Below are 18,473 nucleotides of genomic sequence, written 5' to 3'. Positions count from 1 at the left end.
TGGTCCAGGTGTAGCTCAGATCGAACCCGGCTTTGCGCAGCTCCTCGTGGAAGTGCTTCACCGTGAAATCGTGGTAGCGGGTCACGAACTGATCGATCACCCACTCCACCTTGTCCACAGGCGCCCGCCGACCCGAAACCCGGCCGCGCCGCCGGTCGACAAGCCCAGCTGCACCGTCCGCCTCATAGCGGTCCCGCAAGCGGCGAAAATGCCGCTCGCTCATCCCGAGGAGATCCGCCGCCTCCACACAACTCAGCCTGCCCGACCGATAACGACCGAGCACCTCGCCAATCCGCGCCATGCGTACCTCCGCCAGCATCCGACCTCTCCAGCCGCAACCGGACAGATCGTCTGCTACGAAACCCGGACATGTCGTGTGCTACCAACAGGGGAGAGGCAGCGGCATTGACGAATGCCAATGTTCGTGTTATGTTCCAGACGTCAGCATCAGACACGAACCCGCGGGCCATCGTGCCTGGAAGAGCGACTCCCCTTCCGGCGCGGCGTGAAGGCGCCTCATTGAAGGCAGGGGACCGGCACCCAACCACAGGTCCGATTGGCGCGGCTCGGCGCCCACCATTGGGATCTCCGGCCGGAACTCAAGCGACGCGCCGGACGCGGGAGCGAAGCCGCAACGGAAGCGGCCCTGTTTTCACCGGCGCCGAAGCGCACCGCGGCGAAGGCTCCGTGGGTAGCCGCTGGGCAGCGTCGCTGCACTGCACAAGAAAATGGCGGGTCCGACCGTAAACAACGGTCGATTTACGGTGGTGCACTGCGGCATCGGTGGCGCGGCGGCGCACCGTCGCCCTGCAAAGCCCCCCATTCCCGGCCGGCAGGGCGCCTCTCGATCTGGCCGACGCGGAATTCGCGCTGGGATGGAGCTTGATGACGGGAGATGGTTCCAACTGCGGTTGCGGGCAGAGAAGCCGGGATCTACCCTCGTCGAACGTCCCGGGCCGTCGGCATGCTCGATCCACCTCGCATCTTCGGCAGACGTCCCGGAATTGCGAACCACCCAGGGAGGTCGACATGGGCAAGGAGACCGACGCCACCAAGCTTCAGATGACGAACCACGCCGTGTCCCTCAACCAAAGCATGAACAGCTCGATGACCGCCGCGATCGCGCTGTTCGACGAGAAGCATAATCGATACAGCGAGTATCAGAAGAACTACAAGGAAGACGCCGTTCACGACCATGTCGAGGCCCGACTGTTCGAAGCCCTGCTCAAGGATTATGGCGGCGGCGCCAATCTTCCCAACAACTGCGTCATCGTCCTGACCTGCAACTGGAGCCCGTGCAAGCAGTGCACGACCAGCACCATCAAGGCCTTCATGGACACGGTCGCGGGCCTGCAGCGCGAGATCAGAGTGAAGATGCGCTACCGGATGGTGTGGTGCACGCAGAATACCCAGGGCAAGGGCGGTAATCTCTACGCATCCTCCAGCGAGGCAACCGACGCCTACCGGAACCTGTGCAGCCGGTACGGAGCCCGTGTCATCCAGAAGTGGGCCGAGGATTTCGATCACGAGACGAGCGCGACCTTCAAGACCACGCGGACGCTGCAGCAGAATTATCTCGTTATCGAAAATTTCCTGACGAACAAGACCAGCACCCTTCTCAACACCGAGACTGACTACGAGATGGTCTAGACGCGGCGACCAGCGAGTCGGCAGGCCTTCCCGGCCGTCGTGCAAGGCTTCCGGTACGACACCGTCGTCGGCCGACCCCGAACGTCAACCCGCGCACGCGGGGATCCAGAACGGCCTCGGGACGAACGACCGGGGCCGATCTGCATTCCTCGGGAACGACGGCAGGAGAGCCGAATGGGCCCCGCGCCTGTAATTTCCCTGTTCTTTGCAGGCCCCGCACCTCTGCCGCTTCGGGCAAGCGCGGCGATCAGGCCGGCCGCGCGACCTCGCCATCGGCGTCGCGAGCGAGCGGCGCGGCGGCGAGGACATGCTCCGGCCCGAGCGTGCCGTAAACGTGCGGGACCAGGGCGCCGCCTCGCGAGGGCTCCCAGCGCACCGCCTCGCCGAGTGCCGCGACGTGGATCGCGGCGACGACCAGGTCGCTGCGGCCGGCGAACCATTTGTCGACCGTCTCGGTGAGCTGGGCCGCGGCGGAGAGGTGGATGAAGCCGTCGGCGACGTCGAGCGCCGAACCGCGCCAGCCGCCGCGGTTCAGCGCGTCCAGCTCTTCGGCGGTGAGGACCTTGTAGGCGACGGAGTCAGCCATGGATCCGGCTCCGCGCTTCACGGCAGCACTCCGTGCTGCCGTTCGCGTGAGTTCGTTCGCTCGTCACTCCGTGCCGAGCGTCCAAACTCATTCCTCGCCCATCCTGAGCGCCGCGATGAAGGCCTCCTGGGGGATCGAGACGCTGCCGTACTCGCGCATCTTCTTCTTGCCCTCCTTCTGCTTCTCGAGGAGCTTGCGCTTGCGGCTGATGTCGCCGCCATAGCATTTCGCCGTCACGTCCTTCCTGAGCGCCGCGATCGTCTCGCGGGCGATGACCTTGCCGCCGATCGCCGCCTGGATCGGGATCTTGAACAGGTGGCGCGGGATCAGGTCCTTGAGGCGCTCGCACATGTGGCGGCCGCGGGCCTCGGCGGCGCCGCGGTGGACGATCATCGACAGCGCATCGACCGGCTCGTTGTTGACCAGGATGCTCATCTTGACGAGGTCGCCCTCGCGGTGGCCGATCTGGTGATAGTCGAAGCTCGCATAGCCGCGGCTGATCGACTTCAGCCGGTCGTAGAAATCGAACACCACCTCGTTGAGCGGCAGCTCGTAGGTGAGCTGGGCGCGCCCGGCGACGTAGGTGAGGTTCTTCTGGATGCCGCGCCGGTCCTGGCAGAGCTTGAGGATCGAGCCGAGATATTCGTCGGGCACGTAGATCGTCGCCTCGATCCACGGCTCCTCGATCGTGTCGATCCGGTTCGGATCGGGCATGTCGGCCGGATTGTGCAGCTCGATCGTCCGCGCCGCCGCCTCGCCCGCCGCCTTGGTGAGATGGATCCTGTAGACCACGCTCGGCGCGGTGGTGATCAGGTCGAGATCGTATTCGCGGGTCAGCCGCTCCTGGATGATCTCGAGGTGGAGCAGGCCGAGGAAGCCGCAGCGGAAGCCGAAGCCGAGCGCCGCCGAGGTCTCCATCTCGAAGCTGAAGCTGGCGTCGTTGAGCCTGAGCTTGGAGATCGATTCCCGCAATTTCTCGAACTCGGCGGCATCGACCGGGAACAGGCCGCAGAACACCACCGGCTGAACTTCCTTGAAGCCGGCCAGCGCCTCGGCGGCGGGGCGTCGGACGTCGGTGATCGTGTCGCCGACCCGCGTCTCGCTGATGTCCTTGATCTGCGCGGTGATGAAGCCGACCTCGCCCGGGCCGAGCTCCGGCAATTGCTCGATCTTCGGGCGGAAGGCGCCGACGCGGTCGACAAGATGGGTCGTGCCGCCGGCCATGAACTTGACGTTCTGGCCCTTCTTGATGACCCCGTCGATGACCCGGATCAGGATGACGACGCCGAGATAGGGATCGTACCAGCTGTCGACCAGCATCGCCTTCAGCGGCGCCTCGCGGTCGCCCTTGGGCGGCGGGATGCGGGTGACGATCGCCTCGAGCACCTCGTCGATGCCGATGCCGGTCTTGGCCGAGGTCAGCACGGCGTCGTCGGCGGGCAGGCCGACGATGTCCTCGATCTCCTTCTTCACCTTGTCGACGTCTGCCGACGGGAGATCGACCTTGTTGATCACCGGCACGATCTCGTGATCGTGCTCGATCGACTGGTAGACGTTGGCCAGGGTCTGCGCCTCGACGCCCTGGGCGGCGTCGACGACCAGAAGCGCGCCTTCGCAGGCGGCGAGGCTGCGGCTCACCTCATAAGCGAAGTCGACATGACCCGGCGTGTCCATCAGGTTGAGGACATAGGTCTCGCCGTCCTTCGCCTTGTAGTCGAGGCGCACGGTCTGCGCCTTGATCGTGATCCCCCGCTCCTTCTCGATGTCCATGTTGTCGAGCACCTGGCTCGACATCTCGCGCTCGGTGAGGCCGCCGGTGCGCTGGATCAGGCGATCGGCCAGGGTCGACTTGCCGTGGTCGATATGGGCGATGATGGAGAAGTTGCGGAGCTTGGAAAGGTCGGTCATCGGTCTTTTCGGGAAGAGTTTCGGCGCCACTAGCAGGGGAAGCCAAAGAATCCAAAGCCGGCGTGCGGCCGATCGGTCCGGCCCGGTGCGGACTTGCGCGCGGACTTGAGAAATGATGGCGCGCCGGCCGCCGCCGCGGGTGTAAGCTCTGCTTTCGACTCGAACTCTGTGGGGAGGTTGCGATGATCGTGGTGGACCTGGAGACGCTGCAGGCGGTGATGCCGAGGGTGGCCGGCGCCAAGGGACTGAAGCAGGCGAAGATCGTCGCCGGAATCGCCGGCTCGCTGCACGATACGCTGGGCCGCTACCAGATCACCACCCCGCTCAGGATCGCGCATTTCCTCGCCCAGATCGCCCATGAATCGGACGGCTTCTGCACCTGCGAGGAATATGCCTCGGGCGCCGCCTATGAGGGCCGCGCCGATCTCGGCAACGACCAGCCGGGCGACGGCGTGCGCTTCAAGGGCCGCGGCCTGATCCAGCTCACCGGCCGGCGCAACTACCGGGTCTACGGCCAGCGCATCGGAATCGACCTGGTCGCCGATCCGCCGCGCGCCGAGGAGGCGATGACGGCGCTGGTCCTCGCCTGCGAATATTGGACGCAGACCGCGGGCGGCCTCAACCGCTTCGCCGACCGGGACGACATCATCTCGATCACCCGCGCGATCAACGGCGGCCTGAACGGCCTTGACGATCGCCGGCGCTACCTCGCCCGCGCCAAGCAGGCGCTCGCCCGCACCCTCGCCGCCGGGATCGCGCTCGGCCAGCCGGACGGGGCGCTGCAGGTGCTCCGCCGCGGCATGTCCGCGCCCGGGGTCGAGGGGCTGCAGCGCGCCCTCGCCAAGGCTGGCTTCCCGGTCGCGATCGACGGCGAGTTCGGGCCCGGCACGGAGGCGATGGTCCGGGCCTTCCAGCGCGCCAGGGGGCTGGGCGACGACGGCGTCGTCGGTCCGGCGACCTGGGCCGCGCTCGGCGGCCCCGCCGCCGCGGAAGAGGTGATCACCCTGGTGCCGCAGGGCGGCTGAGGGGGGAGCGCAGCGCCTCGACTGACCTGCTCCCCCTCCCTGGAAGGGAGGGGCTAGGGGTGGGTGGCGGCTGAGCCCCCTCGATGGGGGCGAAGACGCTTCTGGCGTTGAAAACGAAACGGCGGACTTAGAGCCCGCCGTTTCGCACCCACCCCTCAATCCCCTCCCTTGCAGGGAGGGGAGGATCGCGCCGGTCAGACGTAATTCCCCGTGACGCAGGGGCTGGTGGCGCCCTTGCCGTCGGCGCCCCATTTGCGGAAGCCCTTCGAATCGACGTGGAAGCGCATGCCGGTGTAGAAGCCGAGGCCGACGTCGTACTGGCGGCCGCGGAATTCGTGGATCGCGCAGATGCTGCGGATCATGCCGGCGCGGCTGAGGTCCTCGTTGGCGGGGGTGAGGTCGAGCGCATAGAAATGCCGGTGGGCGCTCGCCTTGGCGCCGCCGGCGCAGCGGTTGAGCTCCTCGTTGCGGAAGCCCGAAAGCGCCTCGACCTTGCCGATCACCGGCTCGACGTGCGCCTTCACGAACTCGAGCGTCTCGGCAATGTGGGTCCACTCGGTCATCGGCGCGACCTCGAAGCGCGGCCCGGCGCATTCGCGCCAGTCGCTCGCGGTGCGGACCAGCTGCCAGGTCGGCACGACGTCCTCGACGCCGGCCGCCTCGAGATAGGATTTGAACGAGAGGACCTCGGCGCGCACGCCGGGATCGCGGGCCATCCAGGCCAGATAATCCGCCTTGCTCTGCCCCTCGGGCAGACCCGCGGCGAGCGAAGGGGTTGCGAAAAGCGCGGTGAGCGCCAGCGCGGCAAGCCGGATTAGTTTTTGCATATCAATAAGATAGGCCGTTTTTGCTGGATTTTCAAGGCGCCCCCGGCGCCGCTCGCGGCCCTTATAGCCGGACCGGCGGGGCAAATTCAAAGAAGGTTGCATCCGATTCGACCGGCCGTGCGTTGCGCGGGACGAGAGCGAGAAAGCGGGGAATGGACACACTCAAGAGGATCGCGCTGGTCGCGCACGACCGGCGCAAGGACGATCTGATCGACTGGGTGCGCGCCAACGCCCGGGCGCTCGCGGCGCATCGCCTGTGGTCGACCGGCACCACCGGCCGGCGGATCCTGGAGCAATGCCCCGGCCTCGCGCTGACCCCGGTGAAATCGGGCCCGCTCGGCGGAGACCAGCAGATCGGGGCGAAGATCGCCGAGGGCGAGATCGACATGCTGATCTTCTTCGTCGATCCGCTGTCGCCGCACCCGCACGAGGCCGACGTCCAGGCGCTCACCCGCCTCTCCGCCCTCTACAACGTCGCGCTGGCGCTGAACCGCACGACCGCCGATTTCCTGGTCAGCTCCCCCTTCTTCGCCGCCCGCTACGCGGCGCCGACCGGCGGCGGTGACGGCGAGCCGGGGGAGTGAACGACGGCCGTCGCCTGTCCCCGCGCGATCCCGGCCGTCCGGCGCCGGGACGGACGGCGGCCGCACGGCGCCGGGCACTGGCGCGCCGGCGCGAAGACGGTTAACAGCAGGCTCCTCCCGAAAACATGACAGCGCCGATGCCCGATACGACGGACACTCCATCCCGCCTGCTCGACCCTTCGCGTCAGCTCGATGCGATCATCGACAATACGCAGATGGCGCTGTTCGTCATGGACGCGCGGCAGCAATGCGTGTTCATGAACCGCGCCGCCGAGCTGCTCACCGGCTACGGCCTCGGCGAGATGGCCGGCCGGACGCTGCACGAGGTCATCCACCACACGCACCCCGACGGACGGCCCTATCCGCTCGAGGACTGTCCGATCGATCGCGCCTTCCCCGAACGCAACCGCGTGCAGGGCACCGAATGCTTCGTCCACAGGGACGGCCATTTCTATCCGGTCGCCTTCACAGCCTCGCCGATCCGGGACGCGGACGGGCAGCCCGTCGGCACGATCATCGAGGCGCGCGACATCTCCGCCGAGCGCGCCCGCGAGGCGGCGCTGCGCGAGGCGGAGGAGCGCTACCGGCTGGTCGCCCACGCGACCAACGACGCGATCTGGGACTGGGACCTGGAGGCCGATCGGATCCGCTGGAACGAGGCCGTCCAGACCCTGTTCGGCTATGCGCCCGAGGAGGTCGGCAGTGCGGGCGCATGGTGGAAGGCCTGCATCCATCCCGACGACCGCGACCGCATCGTCGGGGGGATCCACCAGGTGATCGACGGCGGCGCCGACAGTTGGAGCGGCGAATACAGGTTCCGGCGGGCCGATGGCAGCTACGCGACCGTGTTCGATCGCGGCGCGGTCCTGCGCGGGGAGGACGGCCGCGCCCGGCGCATGATCGGCGCGATGCTCGATCTCAGCGAGCGCCACGCGGCCGAGACCGCGCTGCGCGAGAGCCAGGCGCGGCTGCAGGCGATCGCCGATTCGATCGACCAGATGATCTGGTCGACCAGGCCGGACGGCTATCACGATTATTTCAACCGCCGCTGGTATGATTATACCGGCATGCCGGACGGCTCGACCGAGGGCGAGGCGTGGAACGATCTCTTCCACCCTGAGGACCGCGACCGGGCCTGGGAGATCTGGCGCCGCTCGCTCGAGACCGGCGAAACCTATCACATCGAATATCGGCTGCGGCACCATAGCGGCGTCTATCGCTGGGTGCTCGGCCGCGCCCAGCCGGTGCGCGACCAGAGCGGCACGATCCTGCGCTGGTACGGCACCTGCACCGACATTCACGACCTGCGCGAAGCCCAGGACGCGCTGCGGGCAATGGCCGCAACGCTCGAGGAAAGGGTGACGGAGCGGACCGCCGACCGCGACCGGATGTGGCGCCTGTCCACCGATCTGATGCTCGTGGCGCGCTTCGATGCGACGATCTCGGCGGTCAATCCGGCCTGGACGACCCTGCTCGGCTGGTCCGAAGCGGAGCTGATCGGCCGTCCGTTCCTCGACCTCGTCCATCCCGACGACCGCGCCGCGACCGAGGCGGAGGCCGGGCGTCTCTCCGACGGGCTGACCACCCTGCGCTTCGAGAATCGCTACCGCCGCAAGGACGGCTCTTATGCCTGGCTGTCCTGGACCGCGGTTCCGGACGACGATTTCATCCATGCGGTCGCGCGCGATATCGACGCGGAGAAGCTCGCGGCCGAGGAGCTCGCCCGCGCCCAGGAGGCGCTGCGCCAGAGCCAGAAGATGGAGAGCGTCGGCCAGCTCACCGGCGGCATCGCCCACGATTTCAACAATCTGCTCACCGTCGTCACCGGCAATATCGACATGGCGCGGCGCGCGCTCGAAGCGGCGGGAAGCAGCGATCCGCGGGCCCGCCGCGCGCTCGACAATGCGATGAAGGGCGCCGAGCGCGCCGCCGCCCTCACCCAGCGGCTGCTCGCCTTCTCGCGCCGCCAGCCGCTCGCGCCCAAGCCGCTCGACGTGGACAGGCTGGTCGTCGGCATGTCGGACCTGCTCAACCGCGCGCTCGGCGAGACGGTGCGGCTCGAGATCGTCACCTCGCCGGGCCTGTGGCGGGTCGAGGCCGATCCGAACCAGCTGGAGAGCGCGGTTCTCAATCTTGCGGTCAATGCTCGCGACGCGATGCCAGGCGGCGGCCAGCTCACCATCGAGACGACCAACACCCGGCTCGACGAGGAGTATAGCGCCCAGCATGCGGAGGTCGCGCCCGGCCAATATGTCGTGATCGCGGTCACCGACACCGGCGAGGGCATGTCGAAGGAGACGATCGCCCGCGTCTTCGAGCCGTTCTTCACCACCAAGGAGGTCGGCAAGGGCACCGGCCTCGGCCTCTCCATGGTCTACGGCTTCGTCAAGCAATCGGGCGGGCACGTGAAGATCTATTCGGAGATCGGCCACGGCACGACCGTGAAGATCTATCTGCCGCGGCTGATGAACGAGGCGGGCGGCGACGAGGAGACGCACCTGACCAGCGGCCTCGAGGTCAGCCGCGAGGCGGAGACGATCCTGGTCGTCGAGGATGACGACGACGTCCGCGCCTATACGGTCGAATGCCTGCGCGAGCTCGGCTACCGGGTGCTCGAGGCGCACGAGGGCCCGACCGCGCTGCGCCTGCTCGAGCGTCAGGAACGGCCGGTGCAATTGCTGTTCACCGACGTGGTGATGCCGGCGATGTCGGGCCGCGAGCTCGCCGAGCTCGCCCGCGAGCGCTGGCCCGATCTCAAGGTCCTCTACACCTCCGGCTATACGCGCGACGCCATCGTTCACGGCGGCCGGCTCGAGCCCGGCGTCGAGATGATCGCCAAGCCGTTCACCTATGCCGCGCTGTCGCAGAAGGTGCGCGACGTGCTCGACAAGGGGCGCACCGGCCGCGTCCTCGTCGTCGAGAGCGAGCCGACCGTGCGGGCGCTGGCGATGGAGGCGCTCGCCGCCTCCGGCTATGCGACCGAGGAAGCGGCCAACGCCGGCGAGGCGCTCGGCAAGGTCCGGTCGGCACAGGGGCGCTACGACGTCATCCTGATCGACGACGATCTCGGCGACCGCAGCGGCGGCGCCCTCGCCGCCGAGATCCGCGCCCTGCACCAGGACCTGCCGCTGTTGCTGACCAGCGCCGCCGACGAGGCCGGACTTTCCCAGCGTTTCGCCGGCGACCGCTGCACCGCCGTGATCGGCAAGCCCTACACCGTCGCCCGCCTGACCGAGGCGCTGCGGCGGGTGGGGGTGCGCTGCAAGGAAGGGTGAGCACAATCGGCCACCCACTTTCAGGTTTCCCCTCCCTGCAAGGGAGGGGCTAGGGGTGGGTGACGCCTGAGCCGGCTCGATGCCGGCGAAGGCGTTCTATCGCCGCAGCCCGGAAGCGCGTGCTCGGGCCCGCGCTTCCGGACCCACCCCCGTCCCCTCCCTTGCAGGGAGGGGTGGAAGGCTACCTTCTCCGCGCCACCCGCGCCTGGGGCTTCTCGTGTTCCGCCTCGGACGGCGCCGTCGTCCAGCCGAGCGCCGGGAGCGAGACCGAGCGCTTGCCCGAGAGATCGATGCGGGTGACGATGAAATTCTGCTCTTCCATGAAGGTCAGCACCCGCCGCAGCCGGCCGGTCGAGGTCGTGCCGTAGATGTGCGCCAGCTCCTCGTCGGTCGGGCAGGGCGCGCCTTCTCGGGCGGCGCGGGCGAGGCGGAGGAGGACGGGAAGCATGTCCTCGGGCACGCCGTCGCCGAGCGCGAGCGCCGGCTCCCAGACGTCCTCCAGCCCGATGCCGGCCTTGGCCATCGCCAGGCGGCGGCGGAAGCCGGGCAGGTCGAGCGGCTGGCCGGCGAGGCCGAGCATCCGGCAGCGCAGGCCGAAATCCTGGTAGAGCACGGGGAGCGGCTGGGCGCCGGCCTCGGCGACCACGCCGGCGAGCGCCGTCTCGACGATCCGGCCCCTGGTCTCCTCGTCCAGCTCCGGCAGGTCGACCCGCGCGGAATGGCTCGCCCGTGGCGCGTCGGCAGCCGCCTCGAGCGCGCGCAGCACGTCCTCGGCGGGGGTCGGCCGCGGCGCCGGCGGCGGCGGGGGCGGCGGCGGCGCGTCGGCGAGGCCGCTGAACAGGTCGCCGAAATCGGTGTCGGCGGACGGGAGCGGCACCAGCTTCGGGCTCGAGCTGCGCGCCGAGGTGCGCACCGAGCCGATGCGGACGTTCACCGGCCGCCGCGACAGCGCCGGTCCGAGCGCCAGGAACTCGCCGCGCTGGAGGTCGCGAATCGCCTCGGCCTGGCGGCGCTCCATTCCGAGCAGGTCGGCGGCGCGAGCCATGTCGATGTCGAGGAAGGTGCGGCCCATCAGGAAGTTCGAGGCTTCGGCGGCGACGTTCTTGGCGAGCTTGGCGAGGCGCTGGGTGGCGATGATCCCGGCGAGGCCGCGCTTGCGGCCGCGGCACATCAGATTGGTCATCGCGCCGAGCGACAGCCGCCGCGCCTCGTCGCTGACCTCGCCCGCCGCCGCCGGGGCGAAGACCTGCGCCTCGTCGACCACGACCAGCGCCGGATACCATTGGTCGCGCGGCGCATCGAACAGGGCATTGAGAAAGGTCGCGGCGCAGCGCATCTGCGCGTCCATTTCCAGCCCCTCGAGGCTGAGCACGCAGGAGGCGCGATGCTCGCGCACCCGCGCCGCCATCTTGGCGATCTCGTTGTGGCTGTAGTCGGCGGCGTCGATCGGCAAATGGCCGAACTCGTCCAGCGAGACGAAATCGCCTTCCGGATCGATGACGATCTGCTGGACGACTCCGGCGCTCTCCTCGAGCAGGCGGCGCAGCAGGTGCGACTTGCCCGAGCCGCTGTTGCCCTGGACGAGCAGGCGGGTGGCGAGCAGCTCCTCGAGGTCCATCGTCACCGCCGCCCCGCCGGCCCCCGCCCCCATTTCGATCATCACCGACATGGTGCGCTCTTGGACGAGCCGCGCGCGCCCGACAAGCTCGGGAGTCTGCTTGCACTTCAGTCGCTTGGCCGCTGATGCAGGCCGGCCACGGGAACCCGACGATTCGTCGCCGCGTTGCTTCTGCGTAACGACGTACCAGGAGTGACGACATGTCCGACGACAAGAACAATCGTGGCGGCCAGGACCGTGCCCGGGTTTCGGGCGGCGAGACCTACGAGGTCGATTATTTCGCCCGCAAGCATGGCCTCAGCCGCGAGCAGGCCGAGCAACTGATCCGGGAGCACGGCAACAGCCGCGAGGTGCTGGATCGCGAGGCGGAGAAGATGAAGACGAGCGCATGAGTCGGAGGCTCCCCTCTCCCCTTGAGGGGAGAGGGCTAGGAGAGGGGAAGTGCGGCGTAGGGCGCAGCCTCATCGCAAAGGCACTCCCTGCGACTCCCCCTCTCCCGGCCTCTCCCCTGAAGGGGAGAGGGGGCGTTGCCTATCCCGCCTGCCAGACCCGCACCGCATCGACCGGCGCGACCAGCATCAGCACGTTGAGCGTCAGATTGTCGCGCACCATCAGCAGCGCCAGCAGCTCGAACGCGAGGGCGAGGACGATCGTCGCCCAGACCGGCAGCCGCCGCGCCACCGCCCAGCCGAGGGTCATCCAGCCGATGTCGGCGACCGAGTTGAGCACGCTGTCGCCATTGTAGCCGAGCGCCATCGTCGCCTGGCGGTAGCGGTCGATGATCCACTGGCTGTTCTCGAGCAGCTCCCAGCCGGCCTCGATCGACACGGCGGCGAGCAGCCGGTCGCCGGGCGGGTTGCGGCGCAGGAAGGCCCAGCCGAGCGCGTAGAACAGGAAGCCGTGAATGATGTGGCTGAACGTATACCAGTCGGCGAGATGCTGGCTGTTGTCGGGACCCTGGACCGCGCCGACCCACATTTTCACCGTGCCGCAGGTACAGATCGGCGGCCGGCCCATCCACAGCAGGATCGCGGCGGTCGCCGCCACCATCGCCAGCGCGAGGAACCAGTAGCGACGCGGGACCACGGGGATCACGCGGCGAGCATCCCGCGCAGCGTCTCGACGGTGCGCCAGTTGCGCGCCGTCCAAACGCCCTTGGCGGGCGCGGCGCCGAGCTTCGAGCGGCCGGCGCCGCTGCCGAACCAGATCCACAATGCCTCGCCGCGCCGCTCGACCTTTTCGTCCGCCGCCGCCTTGGCGCGCAAGGCATCGACCGCGGCGTCGCTCGCCGGCTGCTTGCCGATCGTCATCATCACGAAGTTCGGAGTCTCCGCGCTTTCCTTCGGGAACGGATTGGCCGCGGCGAGCGCCGCCCAGTCCGCGGCGCTGCGCACGATCACGTCGACCGGAAAGCCGAACTCGGCCGCGATCGCCTCTTCGAGCCGCGCCTCGAGCGCCTCCGTCGTCGCGTCGGCGGAAAAGACCAGGTTGCCGCTGGCGACGTAGGTGGCCACGTCGGCGAGGCCGATCCGCGCCGCCACCGCCTTCAGCTGCGCCATCGGCAGCTTGCGATGGCCGCCGACATTGATCCCTCGAAGCAGCGCTACGTATTTTCTCATAGCCCATCGTGCTTGACGTATCCGCGTCTGCCAAGCCATTGGCGGCCATGGCGACGGTCAATCCCCTCAAGAGGCGCGGGCTCCTCTTCGTACTTTCCAGCCCGAGCGGTGCCGGCAAATCGACGATCGCGCGGATGATCCTCGAGAGCGACGACGGCATCGGCCTCTCGGTCTCGGCAACCACGCGGCCGATCCGGCCCGGCGAGGTGGACGGCGTCGACTATCATTTCGTCTCGAACGAAGAGTTCGACCAGCTTGTCGCCGATGGCCGCTTCCTCGAATGGGCGAACGTCTTCGGGCACCGCTACGGCACGCTGAAGAGCGAGGTGGTGAAGCAGATCGAGAACGGGCGCGACGTGCTGCTCGACATCGACTGGCAGGGCACCCAGCAATTGAAGCAGGTCGATCCCGATATCGTCCGCGTCTTCATCCTGCCGCCCTCCATGCAGGAGCTCGACCGGCGGCTGCGCACCCGCAACACCGACAGCGACGAGGTGATCGAGCGGCGCATGTCGCGCGCCGCGGTCGAGATCAGCCACTGGGCCGAATATGACTATGTCTTCATCAACGACGATGCCGAGCATTGCCGCAAGCTCGTCCACACCGTGCTGAAGGCCGAGCGGCTGAAGGCGACGCGCCGCATCTTCCTCCACGATTTCGTGCGCACGCTGATCGGCTGACGATCACGCGGACGGTACCCGCTCCGCTTCATCTGCGTTATCGTCCGCTCGACAGGGAGGACGAACCTCCCGGGACAGGGAGGACAACATGATCCGGGTGATCATCGGGGCGGTGCCGGCGGCGCTCGCCATGTTCGTGATCGGCTTCATCTTCTTCGCGAGCGGGCTGCAGAACATCGCCAGCCGCAACCTCGACGACATGCAGGCGGCGGCGGTCCAGCAATCGCTGGCGGCGAACCTGCACGGCACCGGCACCTATGTCATCCCCAATCCGGAAGGCTCGTCGGCCCAGACGGTGATGTACGGCAAGGGCCCGGTCGCCACCGTCCACTACAACAGCCACGGCTATCCGGCGATGGACGCCGGCGCGCTGCTCGGCGGACTGTTCCTCGACTTCATCGTCGCCCTGCTGATCGGCGCGGCGCTGATCGGCATCGACCGACGCGTCCCCGATTTCGGCTCGCGGGCGCGGGTGGTGGCGATCATCGCCGTCGCCGCCTCCGCCTTCATGCACCTCGGCGAGCCGATCTATTATCATCACGACTGGCCGCACTTCATCTATCTGTTCATCGCCGACGCAGCCGCGCTGATCGCCGCCGGGCTGATCATCGCCCGCTGGTTCCTGCCCACCCCGGCACGCGAGCACAGCGCCGCGCTGCATGCGGAGACGCGGGACGCGGCGTAAGGGAAGTAGTCCTCCCCCCAATCACAGAACCTCCCCTCCCCTTGGGGAGGGGCTAGGGGTGGGGCAGCACCGAGGCCCCCCTCGATGGGGGCCGAGGGGCTCATTGGCGTCTTCGCGGGCATCGAGCCCGCTCAGCCGCCACCCACCCCTCTATCCCCTCCCTCCAGGGAGGGGAGGCTTCTTGGAGCTCGTCCCTACAGCAGCGTCAAAAACCGGTACGCCGCCTCGAAGTCCTTGCGCCGCGCCTCGAGCGCCGCGGCGGCGAGCGCGTCCTCGCCCCATTGCTCGGCCTGCCAGGCCTCGTCGAGCGACGCGGCGGCCCAGGCCCGGTCGAGCCCGATCTCGCCTTCGGCCAAGGCAAGCGCGATCACCAGCGAGCCGGAGATGGTGACCAGCGGCGAGAGGGCGGCGAGGCGGAACGGGTCGCGCGAGGAGACGGCGTGGGCGAGGCGCTCGACCGTCTCGCTCGGCTGCGGCCGGTGGATGATCCCGGTCGCAACCTGGAAATCGACGTCGTATCGCCGCCGCGCCCAGCCGAGCAAAGGCTCCCATTGCTCCGCTTGGCGGGTGACCAGCGGCTGGGGCGTGTCGGCGCGGTAGCAGAGCAGGTCGGTCTCGCCATAAGCGGCGAGGCCGGCGGCAAAGGCGGCCGGATCGGGGGCGACGCGATCGATCGCGGCATTGGCGAGGCCGGTGAGCGGCATGGCTCGCGGATCGATCTCCTCGCCCTGCCCATTCCATTCGCCGGCGATCGCCTCGGCCAGCTCCTCGGTCGGCACCGCGAGCGGCGCCCGCGCCGGCGTCTTCACCGCGCGGCCGTCGAGCAGGATGGCGACCCCGCCGACGGCGGGGACGGCGGCGGCCTGCTTGTAGAAGCGCTTCATTGCTCGGGCGGCGTGCGCCAGCGGCGGGCGAGATATTTGGGCGCGAGGAAGCTCGCCACCACCCCGGCCAGCGCGATCGGCATGCCGATCGCGATCGAGCCGCCGTCCACCACCAGGTCCGAATAGGCGATCGCCAGGCCGAGCAGGGCGACGGCGGTTCCGGCGATGCCGGCAAGGTTGATCAGGATGAAGCGGTTGCGCCAGAGGGAGTCCGGATCTCGGGTGGTCATGCGTCTGCCTTCATCAGCGTGGCGATATCCGCGGGCGTGACGGCGATGAAATCCGCCCCGGCGGCGAGAAGTTCCTGCGGATCATGGTAGCCCCAGGCGACGCCGACCGCGGTGACTCCGGCCGCCTTGGCCATGATCATGTCGTAGGTCGTGTCGCCGATCATCATGCTCGCCGCGGCATCGGCGCCGGCGTCGCCGAGCGCGGCCTCGATCATCGACGGGTGCGGCTTGGACGGATGGCGATCGGCCGTCTGCAGGGTGCAGAAATGGGCGGACAGGCCGTGATGGGCGAGGCAGAGGCCGAGGCCGCGATCCGACTTGCCGGTGGCGACGCCGAGCAGCCAGCCGTCCGCCTCCAGCGTCCCGAGCAGCTCAGGGATGCCGTCGTAGAGCGGCTCCTCGACCAGGCCGCGGCCGCGAAGGCCGTGGAAAGCCTTTTTGTAGCGCTCGGCGAGGCTGCGATGGATCGCCTCCTCGGCTTCGGGGAGCAGGGTCGCCATCGCTTCCGCGAGGCTGAGCCCGACCACGCGCCGGGTCCGCTCGCGCGGCGGCGCGGCAAGGCCCGCCTCGACGAAGCATTGCTCCATGGCCAGGCAGATGCTGGCCTGCCCGTCGACCAAAGTGCCGTCGCAGTCGAAGATCGCGAGCCGGTTCACGCCGCCTGCCCGGGAGTCGCAGCGGCGACCTCGATCCCGCCCTGCCGCACCATCGCTGCGATCGCGTGCTCGCCGGCACCGGCGAGCGCATCGGCGAGGCGGGCGCGCACCTCGGCCGGCTTGTCCTGGTCGAGCTTGGCCGTACCGCGCCAGGCGGTCACGTCCATCTCGAAACCGGTGATGCCCTTCAACAGTCCCGCGATCAGCGCCGGCTCCGCCTGCGCCGTCGTCCAGGGCGCCTTGGGCGCGAGCCGCGCCTCGAACTCGGCGGAGAGATCGTCGAGCATGCGCACCAGCGCCTCGGTGTCGAGCGGCCGGACCGTCCCGTTTAGTTCGACCGCGACATAGGACCAGGTCGGTACCCGCCCGGCCAGGCCGTACCAGTCGGGGCTGACGTAGGCGTGCGGCCCCTCGATCACGACCAAGGCCTCGGTGCCGGCGAGAAGACTGTCGTGCACCGCATTGCCGCGCGAGACGTGGAAGCGCAGCCGCTCCCCCTCCAGCAGCAGCGGGACGTGGACGGCGCGCAGCCCCGCCTCGGTCTGCACGACGAGCGTGCCGAAGCCGATCTGCCGCACGAGCGCCGCCATCGCCGCACGATCGCCGATGTGGAACTTGCGGTTGGGGTGCATCAGCCGCGACCCCTGCCCCGGCCGCCGCCGGCGCGATCGCCGCCGCTCCCGCCGCCACGGCTGCGGCGTTCGCCCTTGCGCTCCTTGCGCCGCGACTTGGCGGCGGCGGTGGCCGCCTTGCGCTTGCCTTCCGCGGTGTCGGCGAACTTGATCTCGTCCAGAGGCAGATCGCCGTCGGCGGGATCGAAGCCGAGATAGGCCATGCTCTCGGCAAAATGCTCGGGCAGCTCGGCGGTGACGTCGATCTGGCCGCCGTCCGGATGATCGATCCGGAGCCGCCGGGCGTGAAGATGGAGCTTGCGGCTGATCGATCCGGTCAGGAAGGCGTCCTGCCCGCCATATTTGCCGTCGCCGACGATCGGATGGCCGATCGCCGCCATGTGGACGCGGAGCTGGTGGGTGCGGCCGGTCAGCGGCTGCAGCTCGACCCAGGCGGCGCTGTTGCCGGCCCGCTCGATCACCCGGTAACGGGTGCGGGCGGCGAGGCCTTCTTCCTCGTCGACATACATCTTCTCGCCGCCGGTGCCCGGCTGCTTGCCGATCGGCAGATCGATATAGCCGTCCTTGATGTCGGGCATGCCGACGACCAGCGCCCAATAGACCTTGCGCGCCGTGCGGCCGGAGAAGGACTTGGAGAAGAAGCCCGCCGCCCGGGCGGTCCGCGCCAGCAGCAGCACGCCCGACGTGTCCTTGTCGAGGCGATGGACCAGCTTCGGCCGGTTCCCCGCCTCGTCGGCGAGGCCGTCGAGCAGACCGTCGAGATGAATGTGGGTCTTGGTCCCCCCTTGAGTCGCGAGACCCGGGGGCTTGTTGACGACGAAGGCGGCGGGGTCGCGATGGATGACGATCTCGTTGACGAAGGCGATCTCGTCCTCGCTGAGCGCCGGACGGATGACCTTCGGCCTCGGCGCAGAGGCGGCGACCGGCGTCGCCTCGGGGGGCGGGACGCGGATCACCTGCCCGGCCTCGATCCGGTCCCCGGGGGTCGCGCGCTTGCCGTCGACGCGCAGCTGCCCGGTCCGGGCCCAGCGCGAGACGAGATTGAAGCTCGCGTCGGGCAGGTTGCGCTTGAACCAGCGATCGAGGCGGATGCCGTCGTCGTCGGGCGAGACGGTGAATTGGCGAATGGCCTTGTCGCTCATGCCGCGGCCCTCGTCAGCGCGAAGCCGCCGGCGGCGAGCGCCAGGCCGGCCAGGACGGACCCGGCGGCATAGGCAAATGCCGGGCCGACCAGCCCGCGCTCGAGCATCACCACCAGCTCGAGGCTGAAGGCGGAGAAGGTGGTGAAACCGCCGAGCCCGCCGACCGCGAGCAGAAGCCAGAGCGGCCGGTCGGCGCCGGCATGGGGCATTCCCTCGCGCAGCAGCAGGCCGGCGAGCAGGCCGATGGCGAGGCTGCCGACAAGGTTCACGATCAGCGTTCCCCAGGGAAAGCCGGGGCCGAACGCCTGCGCCGTCCAGCGTCCCACGCCGAAGCGCAGGCCGGCACCGGCCGCGCCGCCGATCATGACGAGAAAGAGATTGGGCATGGCGCGCGATGTAGCGATGGAGGGGCGCGAGCGCCAGTGCAGAGGCGGGAGACAAGGCAATGCACTCCCGGATATTGCCGGGGCTC

General features: G+C 68.9%; 20 protein-coding genes. 7 read left to right on the top strand and 13 right to left on the bottom strand.

Annotated elements, in window-relative coordinates; genetic code table 11:
- Nucleotides 1-319 (bottom strand): helix-turn-helix domain-containing protein (locus tag E2493_RS10485; protein WP_135086479.1); only part of this gene is annotated, 319 nt, incomplete at its 3' end.
- A gap of 710 nt (nucleotides 320-1,029) precedes the next feature.
- Here E2493_RS10485 and E2493_RS10480 point away from each other — a divergent pair.
- Entirely contained in the window at nucleotides 1,030-1,650 is a 621-nt protein-coding gene (locus E2493_RS10480) for a hypothetical protein (protein WP_167737481.1), read from the top strand.
- A 247-nt stretch (nucleotides 1,651-1,897) separates the two neighbouring features.
- Here E2493_RS10480 and E2493_RS10475 read toward each other — a convergent pair whose 3' ends face one another.
- The gene (locus E2493_RS10475) at nucleotides 1,898-2,236 is read right to left on the bottom strand and encodes a DUF952 domain-containing protein (protein WP_135086474.1); all 339 of its coding nucleotides are present in this window, start codon (nucleotides 2,234-2,236) and stop codon (nucleotides 1,898-1,900) included.
- 87 nt (nucleotides 2,237-2,323) lie between these two features.
- Entirely contained in the window at nucleotides 2,324-4,144 is a 1,821-nt protein-coding gene (gene lepA / locus E2493_RS10470; protein WP_135086472.1) for a translation elongation factor 4, read from the bottom strand.
- Between the two features lie 182 nt (nucleotides 4,145-4,326).
- Here lepA and E2493_RS10465 point away from each other — a divergent pair, with 182 nt between their 5' ends.
- Complete coding sequence (locus tag E2493_RS10465) at nucleotides 4,327-5,169, top strand: peptidoglycan-binding protein (protein WP_135086470.1); 843 nt, start codon at nucleotides 4,327-4,329, stop codon at nucleotides 5,167-5,169.
- A gap of 194 nt (nucleotides 5,170-5,363) precedes the next feature.
- Here E2493_RS10465 and E2493_RS10460 read toward each other — a convergent pair whose 3' ends face one another.
- Complete coding sequence (locus tag E2493_RS10460; protein WP_167737480.1) at nucleotides 5,364-5,996, bottom strand: D-Ala-D-Ala carboxypeptidase family metallohydrolase; 633 nt, start codon at nucleotides 5,994-5,996, stop codon at nucleotides 5,364-5,366.
- Between the two features lie 152 nt (nucleotides 5,997-6,148).
- Here E2493_RS10460 and E2493_RS10455 point away from each other — a divergent pair, with 152 nt between their 5' ends.
- Both E2493_RS10455 and E2493_RS10450 read left to right on the top strand, forming a co-directional pair.
- A complete protein-coding gene (locus E2493_RS10455) occupies nucleotides 6,149-6,580 on the top strand; it encodes a methylglyoxal synthase (RefSeq protein ID WP_135086466.1) in 432 nt (143 codons plus the stop codon).
- Between the two features lie 137 nt (nucleotides 6,581-6,717).
- Entirely contained in the window at nucleotides 6,718-9,855 is a 3,138-nt protein-coding gene (locus E2493_RS10450; RefSeq protein ID WP_167737479.1) for a hybrid sensor histidine kinase/response regulator, read from the top strand.
- 181 nt (nucleotides 9,856-10,036) lie between these two features.
- Here E2493_RS10450 and E2493_RS10445 read toward each other — a convergent pair whose 3' ends face one another.
- Complete coding sequence (locus E2493_RS10445) at nucleotides 10,037-11,524, bottom strand: ATP-binding protein (protein WP_135086462.1); 1,488 nt, start codon at nucleotides 11,522-11,524, stop codon at nucleotides 10,037-10,039.
- A gap of 149 nt (nucleotides 11,525-11,673) precedes the next feature.
- On the opposite strand from E2493_RS10445, the gene E2493_RS10440 reads away from it, so the two are divergent.
- Nucleotides 11,674-11,865 carry a DUF3606 domain-containing protein gene (locus tag E2493_RS10440; protein WP_135086460.1) on the top strand — a complete coding sequence of 64 codons (192 nt, stop codon included), beginning with the start codon at nucleotides 11,674-11,676 and terminating at the stop codon, nucleotides 11,863-11,865.
- 139 nt (nucleotides 11,866-12,004) lie between these two features.
- Here E2493_RS10440 and E2493_RS10435 read toward each other — a convergent pair whose 3' ends face one another.
- Both E2493_RS10435 and E2493_RS10430 read right to left on the bottom strand, forming a co-directional pair.
- The gene (locus E2493_RS10435) at nucleotides 12,005-12,559 is read right to left on the bottom strand and encodes a DUF2585 family protein (protein WP_263854078.1); all 555 of its coding nucleotides are present in this window, start codon (nucleotides 12,557-12,559) and stop codon (nucleotides 12,005-12,007) included.
- Between the two features lie 5 nt (nucleotides 12,560-12,564).
- Nucleotides 12,565-13,092, bottom strand: coding sequence for a DUF1697 domain-containing protein (locus E2493_RS10430; protein WP_167737478.1), 528 nt, complete (start codon nucleotides 13,090-13,092; stop codon nucleotides 12,565-12,567).
- A gap of 47 nt (nucleotides 13,093-13,139) precedes the next feature.
- Between E2493_RS10430 and gmk the strand changes: the two genes are divergently transcribed.
- Together gmk and E2493_RS10420 are read left to right on the top strand one after the other, a co-directional pair.
- On the top strand, nucleotides 13,140-13,772 hold the full coding sequence (gene gmk, locus E2493_RS10425) for a guanylate kinase (protein WP_135086456.1): 633 nt from the start codon (nucleotides 13,140-13,142) through the stop codon (nucleotides 13,770-13,772).
- 88 nt (nucleotides 13,773-13,860) lie between these two features.
- Entirely contained in the window at nucleotides 13,861-14,457 is a 597-nt protein-coding gene (locus E2493_RS10420; protein ID WP_135086454.1) for a hypothetical protein, read from the top strand.
- 194 nt (nucleotides 14,458-14,651) lie between these two features.
- Here the strand turns inward: E2493_RS10420 and E2493_RS10415 are convergent, their stop codons facing one another.
- Genes E2493_RS10415 through E2493_RS10390 form a run of 6 tightly spaced genes read right to left on the bottom strand, consistent with a single transcriptional unit; the run spans nucleotide 14,652 to nucleotide 18,387 of the window.
- On the bottom strand, nucleotides 14,652-15,341 hold the full coding sequence (locus E2493_RS10415) for an ATP12 family chaperone protein (protein ID WP_135086452.1): 690 nt from the start codon (nucleotides 15,339-15,341) through the stop codon (nucleotides 14,652-14,654).
- The gene (locus E2493_RS10410; RefSeq protein ID WP_135086450.1) at nucleotides 15,338-15,571 is read right to left on the bottom strand and encodes a hypothetical protein; all 234 of its coding nucleotides are present in this window, start codon (nucleotides 15,569-15,571) and stop codon (nucleotides 15,338-15,340) included. Before E2493_RS10410 ends, E2493_RS10415 begins: the two co-directional genes overlap by 4 nt.
- Nucleotides 15,568-16,227: an HAD-IA family hydrolase gene (locus tag E2493_RS10405; protein ID WP_135086448.1), complete on the bottom strand. Its 660-nt coding sequence runs from the start codon at nucleotides 16,225-16,227 to the stop codon at nucleotides 15,568-15,570. Before E2493_RS10405 ends, E2493_RS10410 begins: the two co-directional genes overlap by 4 nt.
- Nucleotides 16,224-16,859 carry an FMN-binding negative transcriptional regulator gene (locus E2493_RS10400; RefSeq protein WP_135086446.1) on the bottom strand — a complete coding sequence of 212 codons (636 nt, stop codon included), beginning with the start codon at nucleotides 16,857-16,859 and terminating at the stop codon, nucleotides 16,224-16,226. Before E2493_RS10400 ends, E2493_RS10405 begins: the two co-directional genes overlap by 4 nt.
- The gene (locus E2493_RS10395) at nucleotides 16,859-18,001 is read right to left on the bottom strand and encodes an RluA family pseudouridine synthase (RefSeq protein WP_135086444.1); all 1,143 of its coding nucleotides are present in this window, start codon (nucleotides 17,999-18,001) and stop codon (nucleotides 16,859-16,861) included. Before E2493_RS10395 ends, E2493_RS10400 begins: the two co-directional genes overlap by 1 nt.
- Nucleotides 17,998-18,387 carry a fluoride efflux transporter FluC gene (locus tag E2493_RS10390; protein ID WP_135086442.1) on the bottom strand — a complete coding sequence of 130 codons (390 nt, stop codon included), beginning with the start codon at nucleotides 18,385-18,387 and terminating at the stop codon, nucleotides 17,998-18,000. The genes E2493_RS10395 and E2493_RS10390 overlap by 4 nt, the downstream gene beginning before the upstream one ends.
- Nucleotides 18,388-18,473 lie beyond the last annotated feature (86 nt).

This window comes from Sphingomonas parva (ex Maeng et al. 2020), assembly GCF_004564275.1.
In the GTDB taxonomy this organism is placed as follows: Bacteria; Pseudomonadota; Alphaproteobacteria; order Sphingomonadales; family Sphingomonadaceae; genus Allosphingosinicella; species Allosphingosinicella parva.
Note: the sequence above shows the minus strand (reverse complement) of the source record. Positions and strands in the feature narration are given on the sequence as shown.